We start from the raw sequence: 16,039 nt of genomic DNA on the forward strand, positions 1-16,039 counted from the left end.
AACGCTTCACCTTACCGGGTGCTTCACCCGTTGCGATGCAGGAAAACCTTCCGCGACACGGCTCAACCGGTTGGCGGATAGCGGGGCAGAAGGCACGTACAAGCCTTGATAGCCGTATCGAAGCAGTATAGCGCTTTGTATGACCGCCCGTGTGGCGCGGTCCAGGCAAAACGAGGCGAGGAAGGCGGGCACGCCATTTTGCGCGTTTTTCGTGGCGCCCCGACGACAATACCGTTCAGGGCCGGGTCAGGGCGGCGCCGCGCGCACGCCGGTTTACGCCGCGCTGCAACAAGCTTCCGGCTACGCTTTCTGATGAAATAACCCGTTTTTCCCATCCCCTTCGAAGGCTGCACCGCAATGGACGAAACCCTTACCAAACTGGCGCTGGACTATCACGCGTATCCGACGCCGGGCAAGATATCCGTCATGCCCACCAAGACGCTGGCGAACCAGGACGACCTGTCGCTGGCCTATTCGCCGGGGGTGGCCGCGGCCTGCATGGCCATACACGCCGATGGCGATGACGCCGCATCCAAGTACACCTCGCGCGGCAACCTGGTGGGCGTGATCACCAACGGCACGGCGGTGCTGGGCCTGGGCAATATCGGCCCGCTGGCCGCCAAGCCGGTCATGGAAGGCAAGGGTTGCCTGTTCAAGAAGTTCGCCGGGATCGACGTCTTCGACATCGAACTGGCGGAAACCGACCCGGACAAGCTGGTGGACATCATCGCCGCGCTGGAGCCCACGCTGGGCGGGGTCAACCTGGAAGACATCAAGGCGCCGGAATGCTTCTACATCGAGAAGAAGCTGCGCGAACGGATGAAAATCCCGGTTTTCCACGACGACCAGCACGGCACGGCCATCATTTCGTCGGCCGCCATCCTGAACGGCCTGAAGGTGGTCGGCAAGCGCATGGGCGAGGTCAAGCTGGTCTGCTCGGGCGCCGGCGCGGCCGCCATCGCCTGCCTGGACATGCTGGTGCAGCTGGGCATCCGCCCGGAAAACATCTTCGTGACCGATTCGCGCGGCGTTATCTGGGAAGGCCGCGAGGCCAATATGGAGCCCAACAAAAAGCGCTATGCGCGCCACACCGATGCCCGCACGCTGGCCGACGTCGTCAAGGGCGCCGACGTGTTCCTGGGCTGCTCCACCGCTGGCGTGCTGACCGCCGACATGGTCGTCACCATGGCCAACCAGCCGCTGATCCTGGCGCTGGCCAACCCGGATCCGGAAATCCGCCCCGAGATCGCCAAGGCGGCGCGGCCGGACTGCATCATCGCCACCGGCCGGTCGGACTATCCGAACCAGGTCAACAACGTCCTGTGCTTCCCGTTCATCTTCCGCGGCGCGATGGATGCCGGCGCCACCCGCATTACCGAAGAAATGAAACTGGCGGCCGTCAAGGCCATCGCCGAACTGGCCGAAGCCGAACAGAACGATGAAGTCGCGCGCGCCTATGCCGGGCAGGAGCTCAGCTTCGGGCCCGATTACATCATTCCCAAGCCCTTCGATCCGCGCCTGATCGTCAAGATCGCCCCCGCCGTGGCGCAGGCCGCGGCCGAGTCCGGCGTCGCGCTGCGCCCGATCCAGGACATGGAAGCCTATCGCCAGAAGCTGATGGGCTTCGTCTATCACTCGGGCCAGTTGATGCGCCCGCTGTTCCACCAGGCCAAGAAGGCGCCCAAGCGCGTCATCTACGCCGACGGCGAAGACGAACGCGTGCTGCGCGCCGTGCAGACCGTGGTCGACGAGCAGTTGGCGCGCCCCATCCTGGTGGGCCGCCCTGCCGTCATCGAAATGCGGGTGCGCAAGTTCGGCCTGCGCCTGGTCGATGGCGACAACATCGAAATCGTCGATCCCGAGGACGACGCGCGCTTCAATGAAACCTGGAACGCGTACTACCAGATGCGCGGCCGCGAGGGTGTCACGCCGGCCATCGCAAAGGCCATGGTACGCAAGCACAACACGCTGATCGGCGCCATGCTGCTGCAACGCGGCGACGCCGATGCGCTGCTGTGCGGGGTCAGCAGCCGCTACGACAACCAGCTGCGGTACGTCGACGAAGTCATCGGGCGCAAGGCCGGCACCCATGCATATGCCGCGCTGAACGTGCTGATGCTGCCGGACCAGACGCTGTTCATCGCCGACACGCACGTCAATGAGGACCCGACCGCGGAAGAAGTGGCCGACATCACCATCCAGGCCGCCGACGAAATGCTGCGCTTCGGCGTGGTGCCGAAGATCGCCCTGCTGTCGCATTCGAACTTCGGCAGCCGCAACACGGCATCGTCCAGCAAGATGGCCAAGGCCCGCCGGCTGGTGGCGGAACGCGCGCCCAACCTGGAAGTCGACGGCGAAATGCACGCCGACGCGGCGCTGTCCGAATCCATCCGCATGACGTCCTACCCGGACAGCTCGCTGAAGGGGCCGGCCAACCTGCTCATCATGCCTAACCTGGATACCGGCAACATCACGTACAACATGCTGAAGATGACGGGTAGCCGAGGGATCGCCATGGGGCCCATCCTCCTGGGGGCGGCGCGTCCGGTCCATATCCTGACCAACAGCGCCACGGTGCGCCGCATCGTCAACATGACGGCGCTGGCGGTGGTCGATGCGCAACAGGAAGCGGCCGAGGCAGCCAGGCGCGGCTGAAGCCGGGCGCGGGCGGCGCCCGCGCCGGCTGTGGCTGTGCCGCCCTGTGCCTGCCGCTGCCGCCCCGCCCCCCCCTTGGGGCACGGGGCGGCAGCCCCCCCGGTCCCGATCCGGATAGGAGCCCACCATGCTGACCGACGCCCTGCTCGCCTGGCTGCACTTCCTGGCGATCTTCACGCTGATCGTTCCCCTGGCGGCGCAGGCGGTGCTGCTGCGGCCTGACATGCCGGCATCGACGGTACGGCGCCTGGCCAATTACGACCGCTTCTATCTGGCCTGCGCCCTGGCCGTCGTCGCCAGCGGCCTGCTGCGCCTGTTCTACGGCGCCAAGGGCGTGGCCTTCTACGTCCCCAATCCCTGGTTCCACGCCAAGATGGGACTGTTCGTCCTGATTGCGGTACTGTCGCTGCGGCCCACCGTGGCTTTCCTGAAATGGCGCCGCCAGGCCCGCATGCTGCCCGGTTTCGTGCCCACCAATGGTGAGATCAGGCGTGTCCGCCGCTGGGTGATGATCCAGGCGCACCTGCTGGGTTTCCTGCCCCTGTTCGCCGTGCTGATGGCACGCGGCATCGGCCGCTGACACGCCGCGGACGTTGAATCTCGCGCCGCCGCGCGCGGAACGACACGCTCCCGCGTCGCTACCGAGGACGCTCTTCCCGCCTAAAGGAGCGCCCCGCCATCATGCAACTTTCCCTGGCCACCCTACTCCCATGCTGCGCCAACCGTCCCCTGGACGAGACCGACAGCATCGCCAACCTGCGCGACATCGAACGCGCCATCAAATCCGTGGCGAAGTCCGCCAGGCTCGGCAAGCAGGGCCGCGAGGCCCTGCTGCAATGGACCAGCTGGGGCATCTACGCCACGGCCATGGCCATGCAGGACCCACACCTGGGCAGCCAGCCGGGCTGGCATATCGTGCTGCCTTACGACCACGGCGCCGCCCGGCACAATCTGCATCGCTTCCTGCTGCGCGCCGGAGAGCGGCAGGACCGCGTGCACGACGCCGTCCAGGACTATTACCAGTACAGCCTGATTCCGGATAACGAAGAAACCTTCCTGGATTTCGCCGAGCCCAGCCGCGGCTTCGAGCGGCTGAAGACCACCTTGCGCAGCGAAAGCGGCCATGAACGGCTGCGCGCGCTACCGGCGAAAGATCTTCCGCGGCATGCCGTGCCCTTCGACAACCTGCCCGCCTGGGCCATCGAAACAGCGCTGTTTTCCGCCAATCTGGTGGGCAAGGATTGCCATGGCATGCGCTTGAGCGGGCTGGACCTGCGCTATCTGCATGCGCCCGGCATCGACCTGGAAGGCGCCGATCTCAGCTACACGAACTTCCATGAGGCCAATCTGTCCGCGGCAAACTGGAAGCACACCCACATACGGGGCGCGGTCATGCCGATAACCCGCTGACGCCGGCCCCGGAAAAAGAAAAAGCCGCGAATAGCGGCTTTTCCTGGCTGCGGACCATGCCCGCCGGCGCCGGCATCGCACCGGCGCCGCGCGCATTACTTCGCGCGCTTGATGTCGCGCGAAGGCGAACCCGTGAACAGCTGGCGCGGACGACCGATCTTGTAATCCGGATCTGTCAGCATTTCGTTCCACTGGGCAATCCAGCCCACCGTGCGGGCCAGGGCGAAGTTCGCCGTGAACAGCGCGGTCGGCACGCCGATGGCGCGCTGCACGATGCCGGAGTAGAAGTCCACGTTCGGGTACAGCTTGCGATCCACGAAGTAGGAGTCTTCCAGCGCGATGCGCTCCAGCTCCATGGCCAGCTTGAACAACGGATCGTTTTCCAGGTTCAGCGCCGCCAGCACTTCCTTGCACGTCTGCTGCATGAGCTTGGCGCGCGGATCGTAGTTCTTGTAGACGCGGTGGCCAAAGCCCATCAGGCGCACGCCCGAGTTCTTGTCCTTCACCTTCTCCATGAACTCGCCGACCTTGGCCACGCCGCCATTGGCTTGCAGTTCTTCCAGCATCTGCAGGCAGGCTTCGTTGGCGCCGCCGTGGGCCGGGCCCCACAGGCAAGCCACGCCGGCCGCGATCGCGGCGAAGGGATTGGTGCCCGACGAACCGCACAGGCGCACGGTGGACGTCGACGCGTTCTGCTCGTGATCGGCGTGCAGGATGAAGATGCGGTCCAGCGCGCGCTCGACCACTTCGTTCACCTTGTAGTCCTCGCACGGCGTGGCGAACATCATGCGCAGGAAATTGCCGGTGTACGACAGATCGTTCTGCGGATAGATGTAGGGCTGGCCTTGCGAGTACTTGTACGCCATCGCGACCAGCGTCGGCATCTTGGCGATCAGGCGGATCGCCGAAATATGGCGATGCTGAGGATTCGTGATGTCCAGCGAGTCATGGTAGAAGGCGGACAGCGCGCCCACCAGGCCCGTCAGCACCGCCATCGGGTGCGCGTCGCGACGGAAACCGCGCAGGAAGAAATGCAACTGCTCGTTCACCATGGTGTGATGCGTCACCTGGGAATCGAAGTCCTTCTTCTGCTCCGGCGTGGGCAGCTCGCCGTTCAGGATCAGGTAGCAGACATCCAGGAAGTCGCAGTTCACCGCCAGTTGCTCGATGGGGTAGCCGCGATACAGCAGCTCGCCCTTGTCGCCGTCGATGTAGGTGATGGCCGACGAGCAAGCCGCCGTCGACATGAAGCCGGGGTCGTAGGTGAACATCCCGGACTGGCCGTAGAGCTTGCGAATGTCGATGACGTCCGGACCTACCGTACCCTGGTAAATCGGGAATTCAATCGGGGCGCTGCCGTCCGAAAACGTTAGGGTGGCCTTTTTGTCTGACTGTTTCATCGTACATTCCTCTCAAAGTTACAGCTCGCGCATCTTGGCGATGATTCCGCGTAGCCTTGGCGTATCCAGTTCACCTTCTGGCTCACTACGCGCCAGCAGCAGATCGAGCAGGTCGTTGTCGCCCAGTTCGAACAGCTGCGTCAGCGCTGCTACATCCGCGTCGGTCAGTTGCGACTCGTACGCGTCCAGGTACTTCGTAATGATGAGATCGTTCTCGAGCAGGCCGCGCCGCGCCCGCCAGCGCAGGCGCGCGCGCTCCAGTTCGGTAAGTCCGACCACGTTACTACCCCTTCCGCCGCGACGCGACGGCATGGACGACGGAAGGCTCGCCGGTGCTCATCGCTAGACCGTCCGGCGAACCATCAGTTCCCGGATCTTGCCGATCGCCTTCGTCGGATTCAGGCCCTTGGGACAGACGTCCACGCAGTTCATGATCGTGTGGCAGCGGAACAGCCGGTACGGGTCTTCCAGATTGTCCAGACGCTCGCCGGTCGCCTCGTCGCGGCTGTCCGCGATGAAGCGATAGGCCTGCAGCAGGCCGGCCGGGCCGACGAACTTGTCCGGGTTCCACCAGAACGACGGGCAGGACGTCGAGCAGCACGCGCACAGGATGCACTCGTACAGGCCATCCAGTTCTTCGCGCGCTTCCGGCGACTGCAGGCGTTCGCGTTCCGGCGGCGGCGTGTCGTTGATCAGGTAAGGCTTGATCGAGTGGTACTGGTTGAAGAAGTGCGTCATGTCCACGATCAGGTCGCGGATCACGGGCAGGCCGGGCAGCGGCTTCAGGACGATCGGTTCCTTGAGTTCACGCAGGTTGGTGATACAGGCAAGGCCGTTCTTTCCATTGATGTTCATCGCGTCCGAACCGCACACGCCTTCACGGCAGGAGCGGCGCAGCGCGAGGCTGTCGTCGACGTCGTTCTTGATGCGGACCAGCGCGTCCAGCAACATCTTGTCCGTCGGCTGGAGTTCGACTTCCAGCTTCTGCATATAGGGCCGCTCATCCTTGTCCGGATCGTAGCGGTAGATCTCGAATTTCACGATACGCTTGGTGCTCATGCCGGCATCCTGCTTAGAAAGTACGCGCCTTGGGCGGGAAGGACTCGACCGTCAGGGGCTTCATTTGTACGGGCTTGTAGTCCAGGCGGCTGCCCTCGGAATACCAGAGGGTGTGCTTCAGCCAGTTTTCGTCGTCGCGGGTGGGATGGTCGTTCAACGCATGCGCGCCGCGGCTTTCGGTACGGTTGGCGGCCGACTTGATGGTGGCGCGCGCCACTTCCGTCATGTTGGCCAGCTCCAGCGCTTCGACGCGCGCGGTGTTGAACACCTTGGACTTGTCCTTGAAGGCGATATGGTCCGCCTGCTTGGCCAGTTCCTCGATCTGCCCCACGCCTTCGTTCAGCAGCTGCAGGGTGCGGAACACGCCGCAGTGGCGCTGCATGGACATGCGGATGGCGTTGCCCACGTCCTGGGTCTTTTCGCCCGAGGTGCGCGTTTCCAGCTTGTTCACGCGGTCCAGCGAGTAATTCAGCGACGACGGCGACACCGTCTGGTGCGAGTGCTGGCGATCCAGGTGCTGGTCGACGATATGGTTGCCGGTGGCACGGCCGAACACGATCAGGTCCAGCAGCGAGTTGGTGCCCAGGCGGTTGGCGCCGTGCACCGACACCGCCGCGCATTCGCCGATCGCGTACAGGCCATTGACGATCTTCGATTCGCCGTTTTCCCACGACACGACCTGGCCATGGTAGTTGGCCGGGATGCCGCCCATCTGGTAGTGGATGGTCGGAACGACGGGGATCGGTTCCTTGATCGGGTCCACGTTGCCGAACTTGATGGCGATTTCGCGGATCGAGGGCAGGCGCTTGTTGATGGTGTCGGCGCCCAGGTGGTCCAGCTTCAGCACCACGTAGCTGCCATCCGGACCGCAGCCGCGGCCTTCCTTGATTTCCTGGTCCATCGAACGCGACACGAAGTCGCGCGGCGCCAGGTCCTTCAGCGTGGGCGCATAGCGCTCCATGAAGCGTTCGCCATCCTTGTTCAGCAGGATGCCGCCTTCGCCGCGCACGCCTTCGGTGATCAGCACGCCCGCGCCGGCCACGCCGGTCGGGTGGAATTGCCAGAATTCCATGTCCTGCAGGGCGATGCCGGCACGCGCCGCCATGCCCAGGCCGTCGCCGGTGTTGATGAAGGCATTGGTGGAAGCGGCCCAGATACGGCCGGCGCCGCCGGTGGCCAGCACCGTCGCCTTGGCTTCCAGGATGTAGATTTCGCCGGTTTCCATCTCCAGCGCGGTCACGCCCACCACGTCGCCGTTTTCATTGCGCAGCAGGTCCAGCGCCATCCATTCGACGAAGAACTGCGTGCGGGCGGCAACGTTGCGCTGGTACAGCGTGTGCAGCAGCGCATGGCCGGTACGGTCGGCCGCGGCACAGGCGCGCTGCACCGGCTTTTCGCCGAAGTTGGCGGTATGGCCGCCGAAGGGACGCTGATAGATGGTGCCGTCCGGGTTGCGGTCGAACGGCATGCCGAAGTGTTCCATCTCGTACACGGCGCTGGGGGCTTCCCGGCACATGAACTCGATGGCGTCCTGGTCGCCCAGCCAGTCCGAACCCTTCACGGTGTCGTACATGTGCCAGTACCAGTTGTCCTCGCTCATGTTGCCCAGCGACGCGCTGACCCCGCCTTGCGCGGCGACGGTATGCGAACGGGTCGGGAACACTTTGGACAGCACCGCCACCGACAGGCCCGCCTGGGCCAGTTGCAGGGAACAGCGCATGCCGGCACCGCCGGCGCCGACGACCACCACATCGAATTGGCGGCGCGGCAAGGAATTCATGACAGCGACCACGGCTTAGAGCCTCCAGATGATTTGCGCGAAGTAAGCGAGCGAGCCCACCAGCCACAGGATGGTCAGGACTTGCAGCAGCAGGCGCACGCCCACCGGCTTCACGTAGTCCATCCAGATATCCCGCACCCCGATCCAGGCATGCCAGATCAGCGATACGAAGGCCAGCGTGGCCAGCACCTGACCCAGCGGCAAGGCGAACACGTGGAAGGAAAACAGCGCCTTCCAGCTCTCGTAGGTGAAGCCCGGCATGACCAGGATGCCGACCAGCAGCACGATGGTGTACAGGGCCAGGATGACAGCGGTGATGCGCTGCGCGATGAAATCCATGGTGCCGTAGTGCGCGCCTACGACCAGGCGCTTGGCGCCATAATTCTTGGTGACAGCCATTATTACCAGGCTCCGAACAGTTTGAGACCGAACACCACGGTCAGCGCCAGGCTGACCCCCAGCACGACGCCCGCGCTCTTCTGCGCCGGGCTCTTGTCGATGATCTTGTGCATGTCCAGCATCAGGTAGCGGATACCCGCACAGAAGTGATGCAGGTAGCCCCAGATCAGCGCCAGCAGGATCAGCTTGACGATGGGGTTGCCCGTGATCGTGGCGATGTTCGCGAAGCTTTCCGGCGAGGCCAGGCTGGCCGCGAGCAGCGGCAGCAGGACCAAGGGAAGACAGAGGAACAGCAGGGCGCCGCTGGCCCGATGAAGGATCGATACCTTGCCAGGCAAGGGCAGCCGGTAGCTGAGGATCTGGGAAACGTTGATGTTGCGAAACTGCGGACGCGGCTTGGCAGCTGAGTCGGACATGACGGCCTCGGGGTTCGGAACTAGAAAATCGTAGCGGCGGGAGTGCCTGGCCCTTGCGGGAAAAACGGACTATTTTCGCCCATGTAACGGGGTGCTATCAAATCGGATGAAAAAAGCCCATCAATTCAAACTATTACGGTAATGATATCGATCAGTCAGGTATAAGCCCCGCCGCACTTCCATCGGCCGGTCGCCGTAGGTGTACGAGGTACGGTCCACCTGCAACAGCGGCGTACCGGGAGCAACGTTCAATGCGGCGGCCGCCTCCGGCGTCGCGGCGACGGCGCGCAGCTTTTCGTCCGCGCGGATCATGCTGACGCCGAATTCCGACTCCAGGAAGCCGTACAGCGGCGCCTTGTTGGCGGTCAATAATTCAAGAGTAAGACGGCGGAACGTGGATCCGGGCAGGTAGATGTCGTCGAGCACGGTGGGCACGCCACCGAAGCTCAGCAGGCGCCGGATCGCCACCACCGTCTCGCCAGCACGCAATTCCAGCGCCCGGGCGACTTCCGCGGTCGCGCGTATGCGGCGGCATTCCTGCACATGGCTTTCCGCGACCTCGCCTTCCGCGCCCTCGTCGCTAGCCAGCCGCAGGAAGCGGAAGCGCACGCGGGCTTCGTGATGGGTGGCGACGAAAGTGCCCTTGCCCTGGCGTCGCAGCAGCACGTGCTCGGCCGCGAGTTCATCCACCGCCTTGCGCACCGTTCCCTGGCTGACCTGGAAACGGGCCGCCAGATCGATTTCGCTGGGGATCAGTTCGCCGGGCTTCCACTCGCCACGGTCCAGGCTCTGCACCAGCAATTCCTTGATCTGCCGGTACAGCGGACTGAAAGCGGCACTCGCGCCTCCGGAACCGGCGGCGCCTCTGTTGCGCGAAGAAATTTCGGGCCGGGGGTCTACCATGAATGCGATAAGACGGGCGTCGCGAGCGATCCGGACGGGCAGCGCGGATGCGAAGCCCGATGCGGAAATTAGGCGCCGAATTGTCGCACAGCGCTCCTGCACTGTCTACTCTTATATAAGACCTGCAGCCGGGTCGTCCGGCTCGGCCTGCCGCCCGCTAGGCGGTTCACTACGACGGGCATGCGACGGGCGGCGAATCGTGAAAATCCCCGCCCCGCGATCAAAAGACCACGTCTATACCGACGACGTTGGTCACCCCCTGATTCAGGCAGTTATGCCCATTCTCGTTGCTGGCCTGCAAACAGGTCGCCGACTTCACCGTCCCGCTTGTATCGACGATCTGGGTAATCCAGGAGCTGCCAATCCCCGATACCAGTTCATGCCTGAAATAAATCAACGCTCCGTTGGTACTGACAGTCCATGCGACGATCTTCGGCGCATTCAGGCAATTACCCACGCCGTTATTGTCCTCAAGCGTCTCCGGCTTCGGAACGCCTGTATTCAACTGGATGGATGCGTCGCCTGGGTTGTACATGCAGGTGACCGAGGATCTGTTCAGGGTGATCGTATTGGCCTGAGTATTGATCCAGGTAAGCACATAGCCGGCGGACTTGTTCTTTGGATTCTTGTCGGCCTTATCGGCGGCGACCGCGTTGATGCTGGACATGAAAACGGCCACCAGCAACAACGTTGCCATCCGCGTCGCCAAACGAATACGTTGCATGATTGTCTCCCATCGTTGAAAACGCCTTGATCAGGCGAAACTCTGCTGAAAAACTCAATGCGAAGGGCAGGTTTCGCCGCCATCTCGCAGCATTTGCCATGGCACGGCGGCCGTACTGGGATCCTGCGCGCCGCCGGTCGGATTCGATGCCGAAGGGTTCGGCCCTTGCCCCCATAGGATGACGGTCTGCTTGTCCTGGTTGACGGTGATGTACCAGATATAGCGCGTACCGCAGGCATAGACTTTTCTGGCCAATCGTCCGCTTTCGTCGTAGCCCGCCAGTAGCACCGCCATGCGGTTGTCGTCGAAGGAAAGCGGCCAATAAGTCAAACCGTCGTATTTCACGACGAAGCAAAACTGGTATTCGTCGAAATCGACGCTGCTCTTGAAACAGCGCGCGCGGGCCAAACTGTTCCCCACGGGCACCGGCGGCGGTGCCTTGTCGACGTGGGCGCGAATGGCTATCGGTATCTCCGGGCCTGGCGATCCGTCCTTGCCGCCACCCGCCGCCTGTGCGGCCATCGGCAAACCCACCAGGGCCCACGCCAGAAAAGCGAGAAACTTCCGTGGATTTCGCATAATGGTTATCCCATTCAAACAGGCGGCGCGTGCGGAGCCATGCAACTTCAATCAGCCTGCCGATCCGCCCGCGATAACGAATAATCTGCGGCGTGATCATTTCTATCATGCGGGTGCCTCGTGAAACTCCACGGTCAAAGCGAAGTTACCGGAGCGACCCCAAGTACGGGTTCTTGAATGCGGGCAACGCCGGCAATCGGAAAAACACGCGGCTTCCGTTTTTGCCGCCGCGATATACAAAAGCGCTTGGGACATTTCCACACACTGAATTACGGACGCCGGGCGTGATTGCGGCGGCCCACCGGTGCCGCGCCGGCCATCCCCCTCGATGCCCAGTCTTATAGAAGACCCGTTTGACGTAAACGTCAACGCGCCTTAGCATCCGGACTGCCACGGGGTCGCCGGCATCGCCCCGCCGTGCGCTGGACCGCCGCGCCCGTGGGCCGGCAGCCGCGTCACACGCATGATGCCGCCAGCCACGCCGACCGATTACACTGTCCGGCGAGATTTTTTCTCGACGACTCATTACGGAGAATGTTCATGTCCAAGCCCGCTTTGCGCGTCGCCGTGACCGGCGCCGCCGGTCAAATCGGCTACGCCCTGCTGTTTCGCATCGCCTCCGGCGAAATGCTCGGTAAAGACCAGCCCGTTATCCTGCAACTGCTTGAAATCCCTGACGAAAAGGCCCAGAAGGCGCTGAAGGGCGTCATGATGGAGCTGGACGATTGCGCCTTCCCGCTGCTGCAGGAAATGACCGCCCACAGCGATCCGCGCACCGCCTTCAAGGATGCCGACATCGCTCTGCTGGTCGGCGCGCGCCCGCGCGGCCCCGGCATGGAGCGCAAGGACCTGCTGACCGTCAACGCCCAGATCTTCACCGCCCAGGGCAAGGCCCTGAACGAAGTCGCCAAGCGCGACGTCAAGGTGCTGGTCGTCGGCAACCCCGCCAACACCAACGCCTACATCGCCATGAAGTCGGCCCCGGACCTGCCGGCCGCGAACTTCACCGCCATGCTGCGCCTGGACCACAACCGCGCGCTGTCGCAACTGGCCGCCAAGTCGGGCAAGGCCGTCGCCGACATCGAAAAGCTGATCGTCTGGGGCAACCACTCGCCCACGATGTATCCGGACATCCGCTTCGCCACGGTCGGCGGCCAGAGCCTGGCCAAGCTGATCAACGACGACGCCTGGAACCGTGACGTCTTCATCCCCACCGTCGGCAAGCGCGGCGCCGCCATCATCGACGCGCGCGGCCTGTCGTCCGCCGCCTCCGCCGCCAATGCCGCCATCGACCACGTGCGCGACTGGGTGCTGGGCAGCAACGGCAAGTGGGTCACCATGGGCATCCCGTCGGATGGCTCCTACGGCATCCCCGAAGGCATCATCTACGGCGTGCCGGTGACCACCGAAAACGGCAAGTACACCCGCATCACCGGTCTGGAAATCGATGCGTTCTCGCGTGAACGCATGGACCTGACGCTGAAGGAATTGCTCGAAGAGCGCGACGGCGTGAAGGATCTGCTGAAGTAAGCAGCAGGCACGCAGCAACCAAAAAAGGGCCCGCCATGCACGGGCCTTTTTCATCCCAGGGCTCACGAGGCCCAGCCATACCATCCCAGGAAAGGAGCAGACATGAGCACGTCCGACCAGGAACAGCAGAAGCCGGGATTCAAACCGAAAAAATCGGTCGCCCTGTCCGGCGTCGTCGCCGGCAACACGGCCTTGTGCACGGTGGGCCGCAGCGGCAACGACCTGCACTATCGCGGCTACGACATTCTGGACATCGCCGACACCAGCGAATTCGAGGAAGTCGCCTACCTGCTGGTCCATGGCAAGCTGCCGAACAAGGCGGAATTGCAGGCGTACAAACGCAAGCTGCGCGCGCTGCGCGGCCTGCCGGCGCAGTTGCAGGTGGCGCTGGAAGCCCTGCCCGCATCCAGCCACCCCATGGACGTCATGCGGACCGCCGTGTCGGTCCTGGGTTGCGTGCTGCCTGAAAAGGACGACCACAACCTGCCGGGCGCGCGCGACATCGCCGACCGGCTGATGGCCAGCCTGGGATCCGCCCTGCTCTATTGGTATCACTACAGCCACAATGGCCGGGTCATCGACGTCGAGACCGACGACGACAGCATAGGCGGGCATTTCCTGCACCTGTTGCATGGCGAAAAGCCCAGCGACGACTGGGTCAAGGCCATGCACAGTTCGCTGATCCTGTACGCGGAACACGAGTTCAATGCCTCGACCTTCACCTGCCGGGTCGTGGCCGGCACGGGCTCGGACATGTATTCCGCCATCACCGCCGGCATCGGCGCGTTGCGCGGTCCCAAGCACGGCGGCGCCAATGAAGTGGCCTTCGAAGTGCAAAGCCGCTACGACACGCCGGACGACGCGGAAGCCGACATCCGCCGCCGGGTGGAAAACAAGGAAGTGATCATCGGCTTCGGACACCCGGTCTATACCGTATCCGACCCGCGCAACAAGGTGATCAAGGCCATCTCGCAGAAGCTGTCCAAGCAGACCGGCAGCATGCAGCTGTACAACATCGCCGAACGCATCGAAAGCGTGATGTGGGACGCCAAGAAGATGTTCGCCAACCTGGATTGGTATTCCGCCGTCAGCTACAACAAGATGGGCGTGCCCACGGCCATGTTCACGCCGCTGTTCGTCATCGCGCGCACCGCCGGCTGGTCGGCGCACATCATCGAACAGCGCGTCGACAACAAGATCATCCGGCCGACCGCGAACTACGTGGGTCCCGAAGACCGCAAGTTCGTCCCGATCGAAAAGCGCAAGTAATCAATCCGCCCGCACGCATACGGAAGCATCCATCATGTCATCGCACATCTCCAACGTCCGGCCGGATCCGGACCAGGTCCTGGTCGACATCGCCGACTACGTCCTCAACTACGAAATCAAGAGCACGCTGGCCTACGAGACCGCGCGCAACTGCCTGATCGACACCCTGGGCTGCGGCCTGGAGGCCCTGGAATACCCGGCCTGCCGCAAGCTGATGGGTCCCATCGTGCCCGGCACGGTCGTACCCAATGGCGCCAAGGTGCCCGGCACCCAGTTCCAGCTGGATCCCGTGCAGGCCGCGTTCAACATCGGCGCCATGATCCGCTGGCTCGATTTCAACGACACCTGGCTGGCCGCCGAATGGGGTCACCCTTCGGACAACCTGGGCGGCATCCTGGCGACGGCCGATTGGCTGTCGCGCAATGCCGTGGCCGCCGGCAAGCCGCCGCTGACCATGCGCCAGGTGTTGACCGGCATGATCAAGGCGCATGAAATCCAGGGCTGCATCGCGCTGGAAAACTCCTTCAACAAGGTCGGCCTGGACCACGTCGTGCTGGTCAAGGTCGCGTCCACCGCCGTGGTAGCGGAAATGCTGGGCCTGAGCCGCGACGAGATCATCAATGCCGTGTCGCTGGCCTGGGTCGATGGCCAGAGCCTGCGCACCTATCGCCATGCGCCCAACGCGGGCAGCCGCAAGAGCTGGGCGGCCGGCGACGCCACCAGCCGCGCCGTGCGCCTGGCGCTGATCGCGCGCACCGGCGAAATGGGCTATCCGTCCGTGCTGACGGCCAAGACCTGGGGCTTCTACGACGTGTCCTTCAAGGGCCAGCCCTTCAAGTTCCAGCGTCCCTACGGCAGCTACGTCATGGAAAACGTGTTGTTCAAGATTTCCTTCCCGGCCGAATTTCATTCGCAGACCGCGGTGGAATGCGCCATGCAGCTGCACCAGCAGATGGCCGCGCAGGGCAAGCGGGCGGAAGACATCAAGAAAATCACCATCCGTACGCACGAAGCCTGCATCCGCATCATCGACAAGAAGGGTCCGCTGAACAACCCGGCCGACCGCGACCACTGCATCCAGTACATGGTGGCCGTGCCGTTGATCTTCGGCCATCTGACGGCCGCCGACTACGAAGACGATTTCGCCCGCGATCCGCGCATCGACGCGCTGCGCGACAGGATCGAATGCGTGGAAGACAGCGCCTTCACGCGCGACTATCACGACCCCGACAAGCGGTCGATCGCCAATGCCCTGACCGTCGAGTTCAAGGACGGCAGCCGCCTGGACGAAGTCGTCTGCGAATATCCGATCGGCCACAAGCGCCGCCGCCAGGAAGGCATCCCGTTGCTGGAAGCGAAGTTCCGCACCAACCTGGCGCGCCAGTTCCCGGCCCGGCAGCAGAACCGTATCCTGGAGGTCTCGCTGGACCAGCAGAAGCTCGAAGCCATGCCGGTGCACGAATACGTGGATATGTACGTCATCTGACCATGAGCCAGTCCGTCTACGTCATCGCGCTGACAACCGCCTTCAATATCTTCGCGGCGTGCTTCTTCGTGGCGGTGGTTTCATTGATCGCGATCTGGTTCTTCAAGCTGGATCGCATCAACGACACCTTGCGCCATCCCCTGCTGCAGCATCGGCCCTTCCGGCAGTTCCCGCGCGCCATCCAGGCGGGGATCTTCCTGGACTATTTCCTGCGGCTGTTGTTTCCGCATGCCCGCAAGGGCTTGTTCGGGCAGGCCAACCGCAACCTCGCGCATGTCGATCCGGCGCGCGTCCCCATGGACGTCAAATGGCCCATCATGGGCCTGTGGGCCGGTTGCTGGATCGGCCTGCTGGCGATGATCACCGTGTGGACGCTGCTGTTGCTGCGTCATTGATCGACTTGCATCACCACACTCAATCCCTCCTAGC

Annotated in this window: 16 protein-coding genes; 7 read left to right on the plus strand and 9 right to left on the minus strand. The window is 63.5% G+C overall.

All coding sequences use genetic code 11. The features are described from left to right. Nucleotides 1–357: 357 nt before the first annotated feature. The 3 genes from CAL12_RS19230 to CAL12_RS19240 all read left to right on the plus strand — a co-directional run bounded on the left by CAL12_RS19230 (nucleotide 358) and on the right by CAL12_RS19240 (nucleotide 4,065). Nucleotides 358–2,655, plus strand: coding sequence for an NADP-dependent malic enzyme (locus CAL12_RS19230; protein ID WP_086066100.1), 2,298 nt, complete (start codon nucleotides 358–360; stop codon nucleotides 2,653–2,655). 127 nt (nucleotides 2,656–2,782) lie between these two features. Then, nucleotides 2,783–3,235 carry a DUF2214 family protein gene (locus tag CAL12_RS19235; protein ID WP_086066101.1) on the plus strand — a complete coding sequence of 151 codons (453 nt, stop codon included), beginning with the start codon at nucleotides 2,783–2,785 and terminating at the stop codon, nucleotides 3,233–3,235. A 101-nt stretch (nucleotides 3,236–3,336) separates the two neighbouring features. After that, a complete protein-coding gene (locus CAL12_RS19240; RefSeq protein WP_086066102.1) occupies nucleotides 3,337–4,065 on the plus strand; it encodes a pentapeptide repeat-containing protein in 729 nt (242 codons plus the stop codon). Nucleotides 4,066–4,160: 95 nt separating this feature from the next. Here the strand turns inward: CAL12_RS19240 and CAL12_RS19245 are convergent, their stop codons facing one another. The 9 genes from CAL12_RS19245 to CAL12_RS19285 all read right to left on the minus strand — a co-directional run bounded on the left by CAL12_RS19245 (nucleotide 4,161) and on the right by CAL12_RS19285 (nucleotide 11,376). Beyond that, entirely contained in the window at nucleotides 4,161–5,465 is a 1,305-nt protein-coding gene (locus tag CAL12_RS19245; protein ID WP_086066103.1) for a citrate synthase, read from the minus strand. 18 nt (nucleotides 5,466–5,483) lie between these two features. Continuing rightward, on the minus strand, nucleotides 5,484–5,744 hold the full coding sequence (locus CAL12_RS19250) for a succinate dehydrogenase assembly factor 2 (protein ID WP_086066104.1): 261 nt from the start codon (nucleotides 5,742–5,744) through the stop codon (nucleotides 5,484–5,486). Between the two features lie 63 nt (nucleotides 5,745–5,807). Then, nucleotides 5,808–6,524 (minus strand): succinate dehydrogenase iron-sulfur subunit, encoded by a 717-nt coding sequence (locus CAL12_RS19255; RefSeq protein WP_086066105.1) that lies wholly within the window; start codon nucleotides 6,522–6,524, stop codon nucleotides 5,808–5,810. A 13-nt stretch (nucleotides 6,525–6,537) separates the two neighbouring features. After that, a complete protein-coding gene (sdhA, locus tag CAL12_RS19260; protein WP_086066106.1) occupies nucleotides 6,538–8,316 on the minus strand; it encodes a succinate dehydrogenase flavoprotein subunit in 1,779 nt (592 codons plus the stop codon). 3 nt (nucleotides 8,317–8,319) lie between these two features. After that, complete coding sequence (gene sdhD / locus CAL12_RS19265) at nucleotides 8,320–8,703, minus strand: succinate dehydrogenase, hydrophobic membrane anchor protein (RefSeq protein ID WP_086066107.1); 384 nt, start codon at nucleotides 8,701–8,703, stop codon at nucleotides 8,320–8,322. Between the two features lie 2 nt (nucleotides 8,704–8,705). After that, on the minus strand, nucleotides 8,706–9,119 hold the full coding sequence (gene sdhC / locus CAL12_RS19270; RefSeq protein ID WP_086066108.1) for a succinate dehydrogenase, cytochrome b556 subunit: 414 nt from the start codon (nucleotides 9,117–9,119) through the stop codon (nucleotides 8,706–8,708). 120 nt (nucleotides 9,120–9,239) lie between these two features. Next, a complete protein-coding gene (locus CAL12_RS19275; RefSeq protein WP_086066109.1) occupies nucleotides 9,240–10,022 on the minus strand; it encodes a GntR family transcriptional regulator in 783 nt (260 codons plus the stop codon). Nucleotides 10,023–10,242: 220 nt separating this feature from the next. After that, nucleotides 10,243–10,746: a hypothetical protein gene (locus CAL12_RS19280; protein WP_157793032.1), complete on the minus strand. Its 504-nt coding sequence runs from the start codon at nucleotides 10,744–10,746 to the stop codon at nucleotides 10,243–10,245. 54 nt (nucleotides 10,747–10,800) lie between these two features. Continuing rightward, nucleotides 10,801–11,376, minus strand: coding sequence for a hypothetical protein (locus CAL12_RS19285; protein ID WP_157793033.1), 576 nt, complete (start codon nucleotides 11,374–11,376; stop codon nucleotides 10,801–10,803). 489 nt (nucleotides 11,377–11,865) lie between these two features. On the opposite strand from CAL12_RS19285, the gene CAL12_RS19290 reads away from it, so the two are divergent. From CAL12_RS19290 to CAL12_RS19305, 4 genes are all read left to right on the plus strand, one after another. Next, nucleotides 11,866–12,855, plus strand: a complete 990-nt coding sequence (locus CAL12_RS19290; RefSeq protein ID WP_086067986.1) for a malate dehydrogenase — start codon at nucleotides 11,866–11,868, stop codon at nucleotides 12,853–12,855. 102 nt (nucleotides 12,856–12,957) lie between these two features. Beyond that, the gene (prpC, locus tag CAL12_RS19295; RefSeq protein ID WP_086066112.1) at nucleotides 12,958–14,124 is read left to right on the plus strand and encodes a bifunctional 2-methylcitrate synthase/citrate synthase; all 1,167 of its coding nucleotides are present in this window, start codon (nucleotides 12,958–12,960) and stop codon (nucleotides 14,122–14,124) included. 34 nt (nucleotides 14,125–14,158) lie between these two features. Then, the gene (locus CAL12_RS19300) at nucleotides 14,159–15,610 is read left to right on the plus strand and encodes a bifunctional 2-methylcitrate dehydratase/aconitate hydratase (RefSeq protein WP_086066113.1); all 1,452 of its coding nucleotides are present in this window, start codon (nucleotides 14,159–14,161) and stop codon (nucleotides 15,608–15,610) included. 2 nt (nucleotides 15,611–15,612) lie between these two features. Next, entirely contained in the window at nucleotides 15,613–16,005 is a 393-nt protein-coding gene (locus CAL12_RS19305; protein WP_086066114.1) for a hypothetical protein, read from the plus strand. Nucleotides 16,006–16,039: the final 34 nt, after the last annotated feature.

It is taken from the genome of Bordetella genomosp. 8, assembly GCF_002119685.1.
Taxonomy (GTDB): Bacteria; Pseudomonadota; Gammaproteobacteria; order Burkholderiales; family Burkholderiaceae_B; genus Bordetella_C.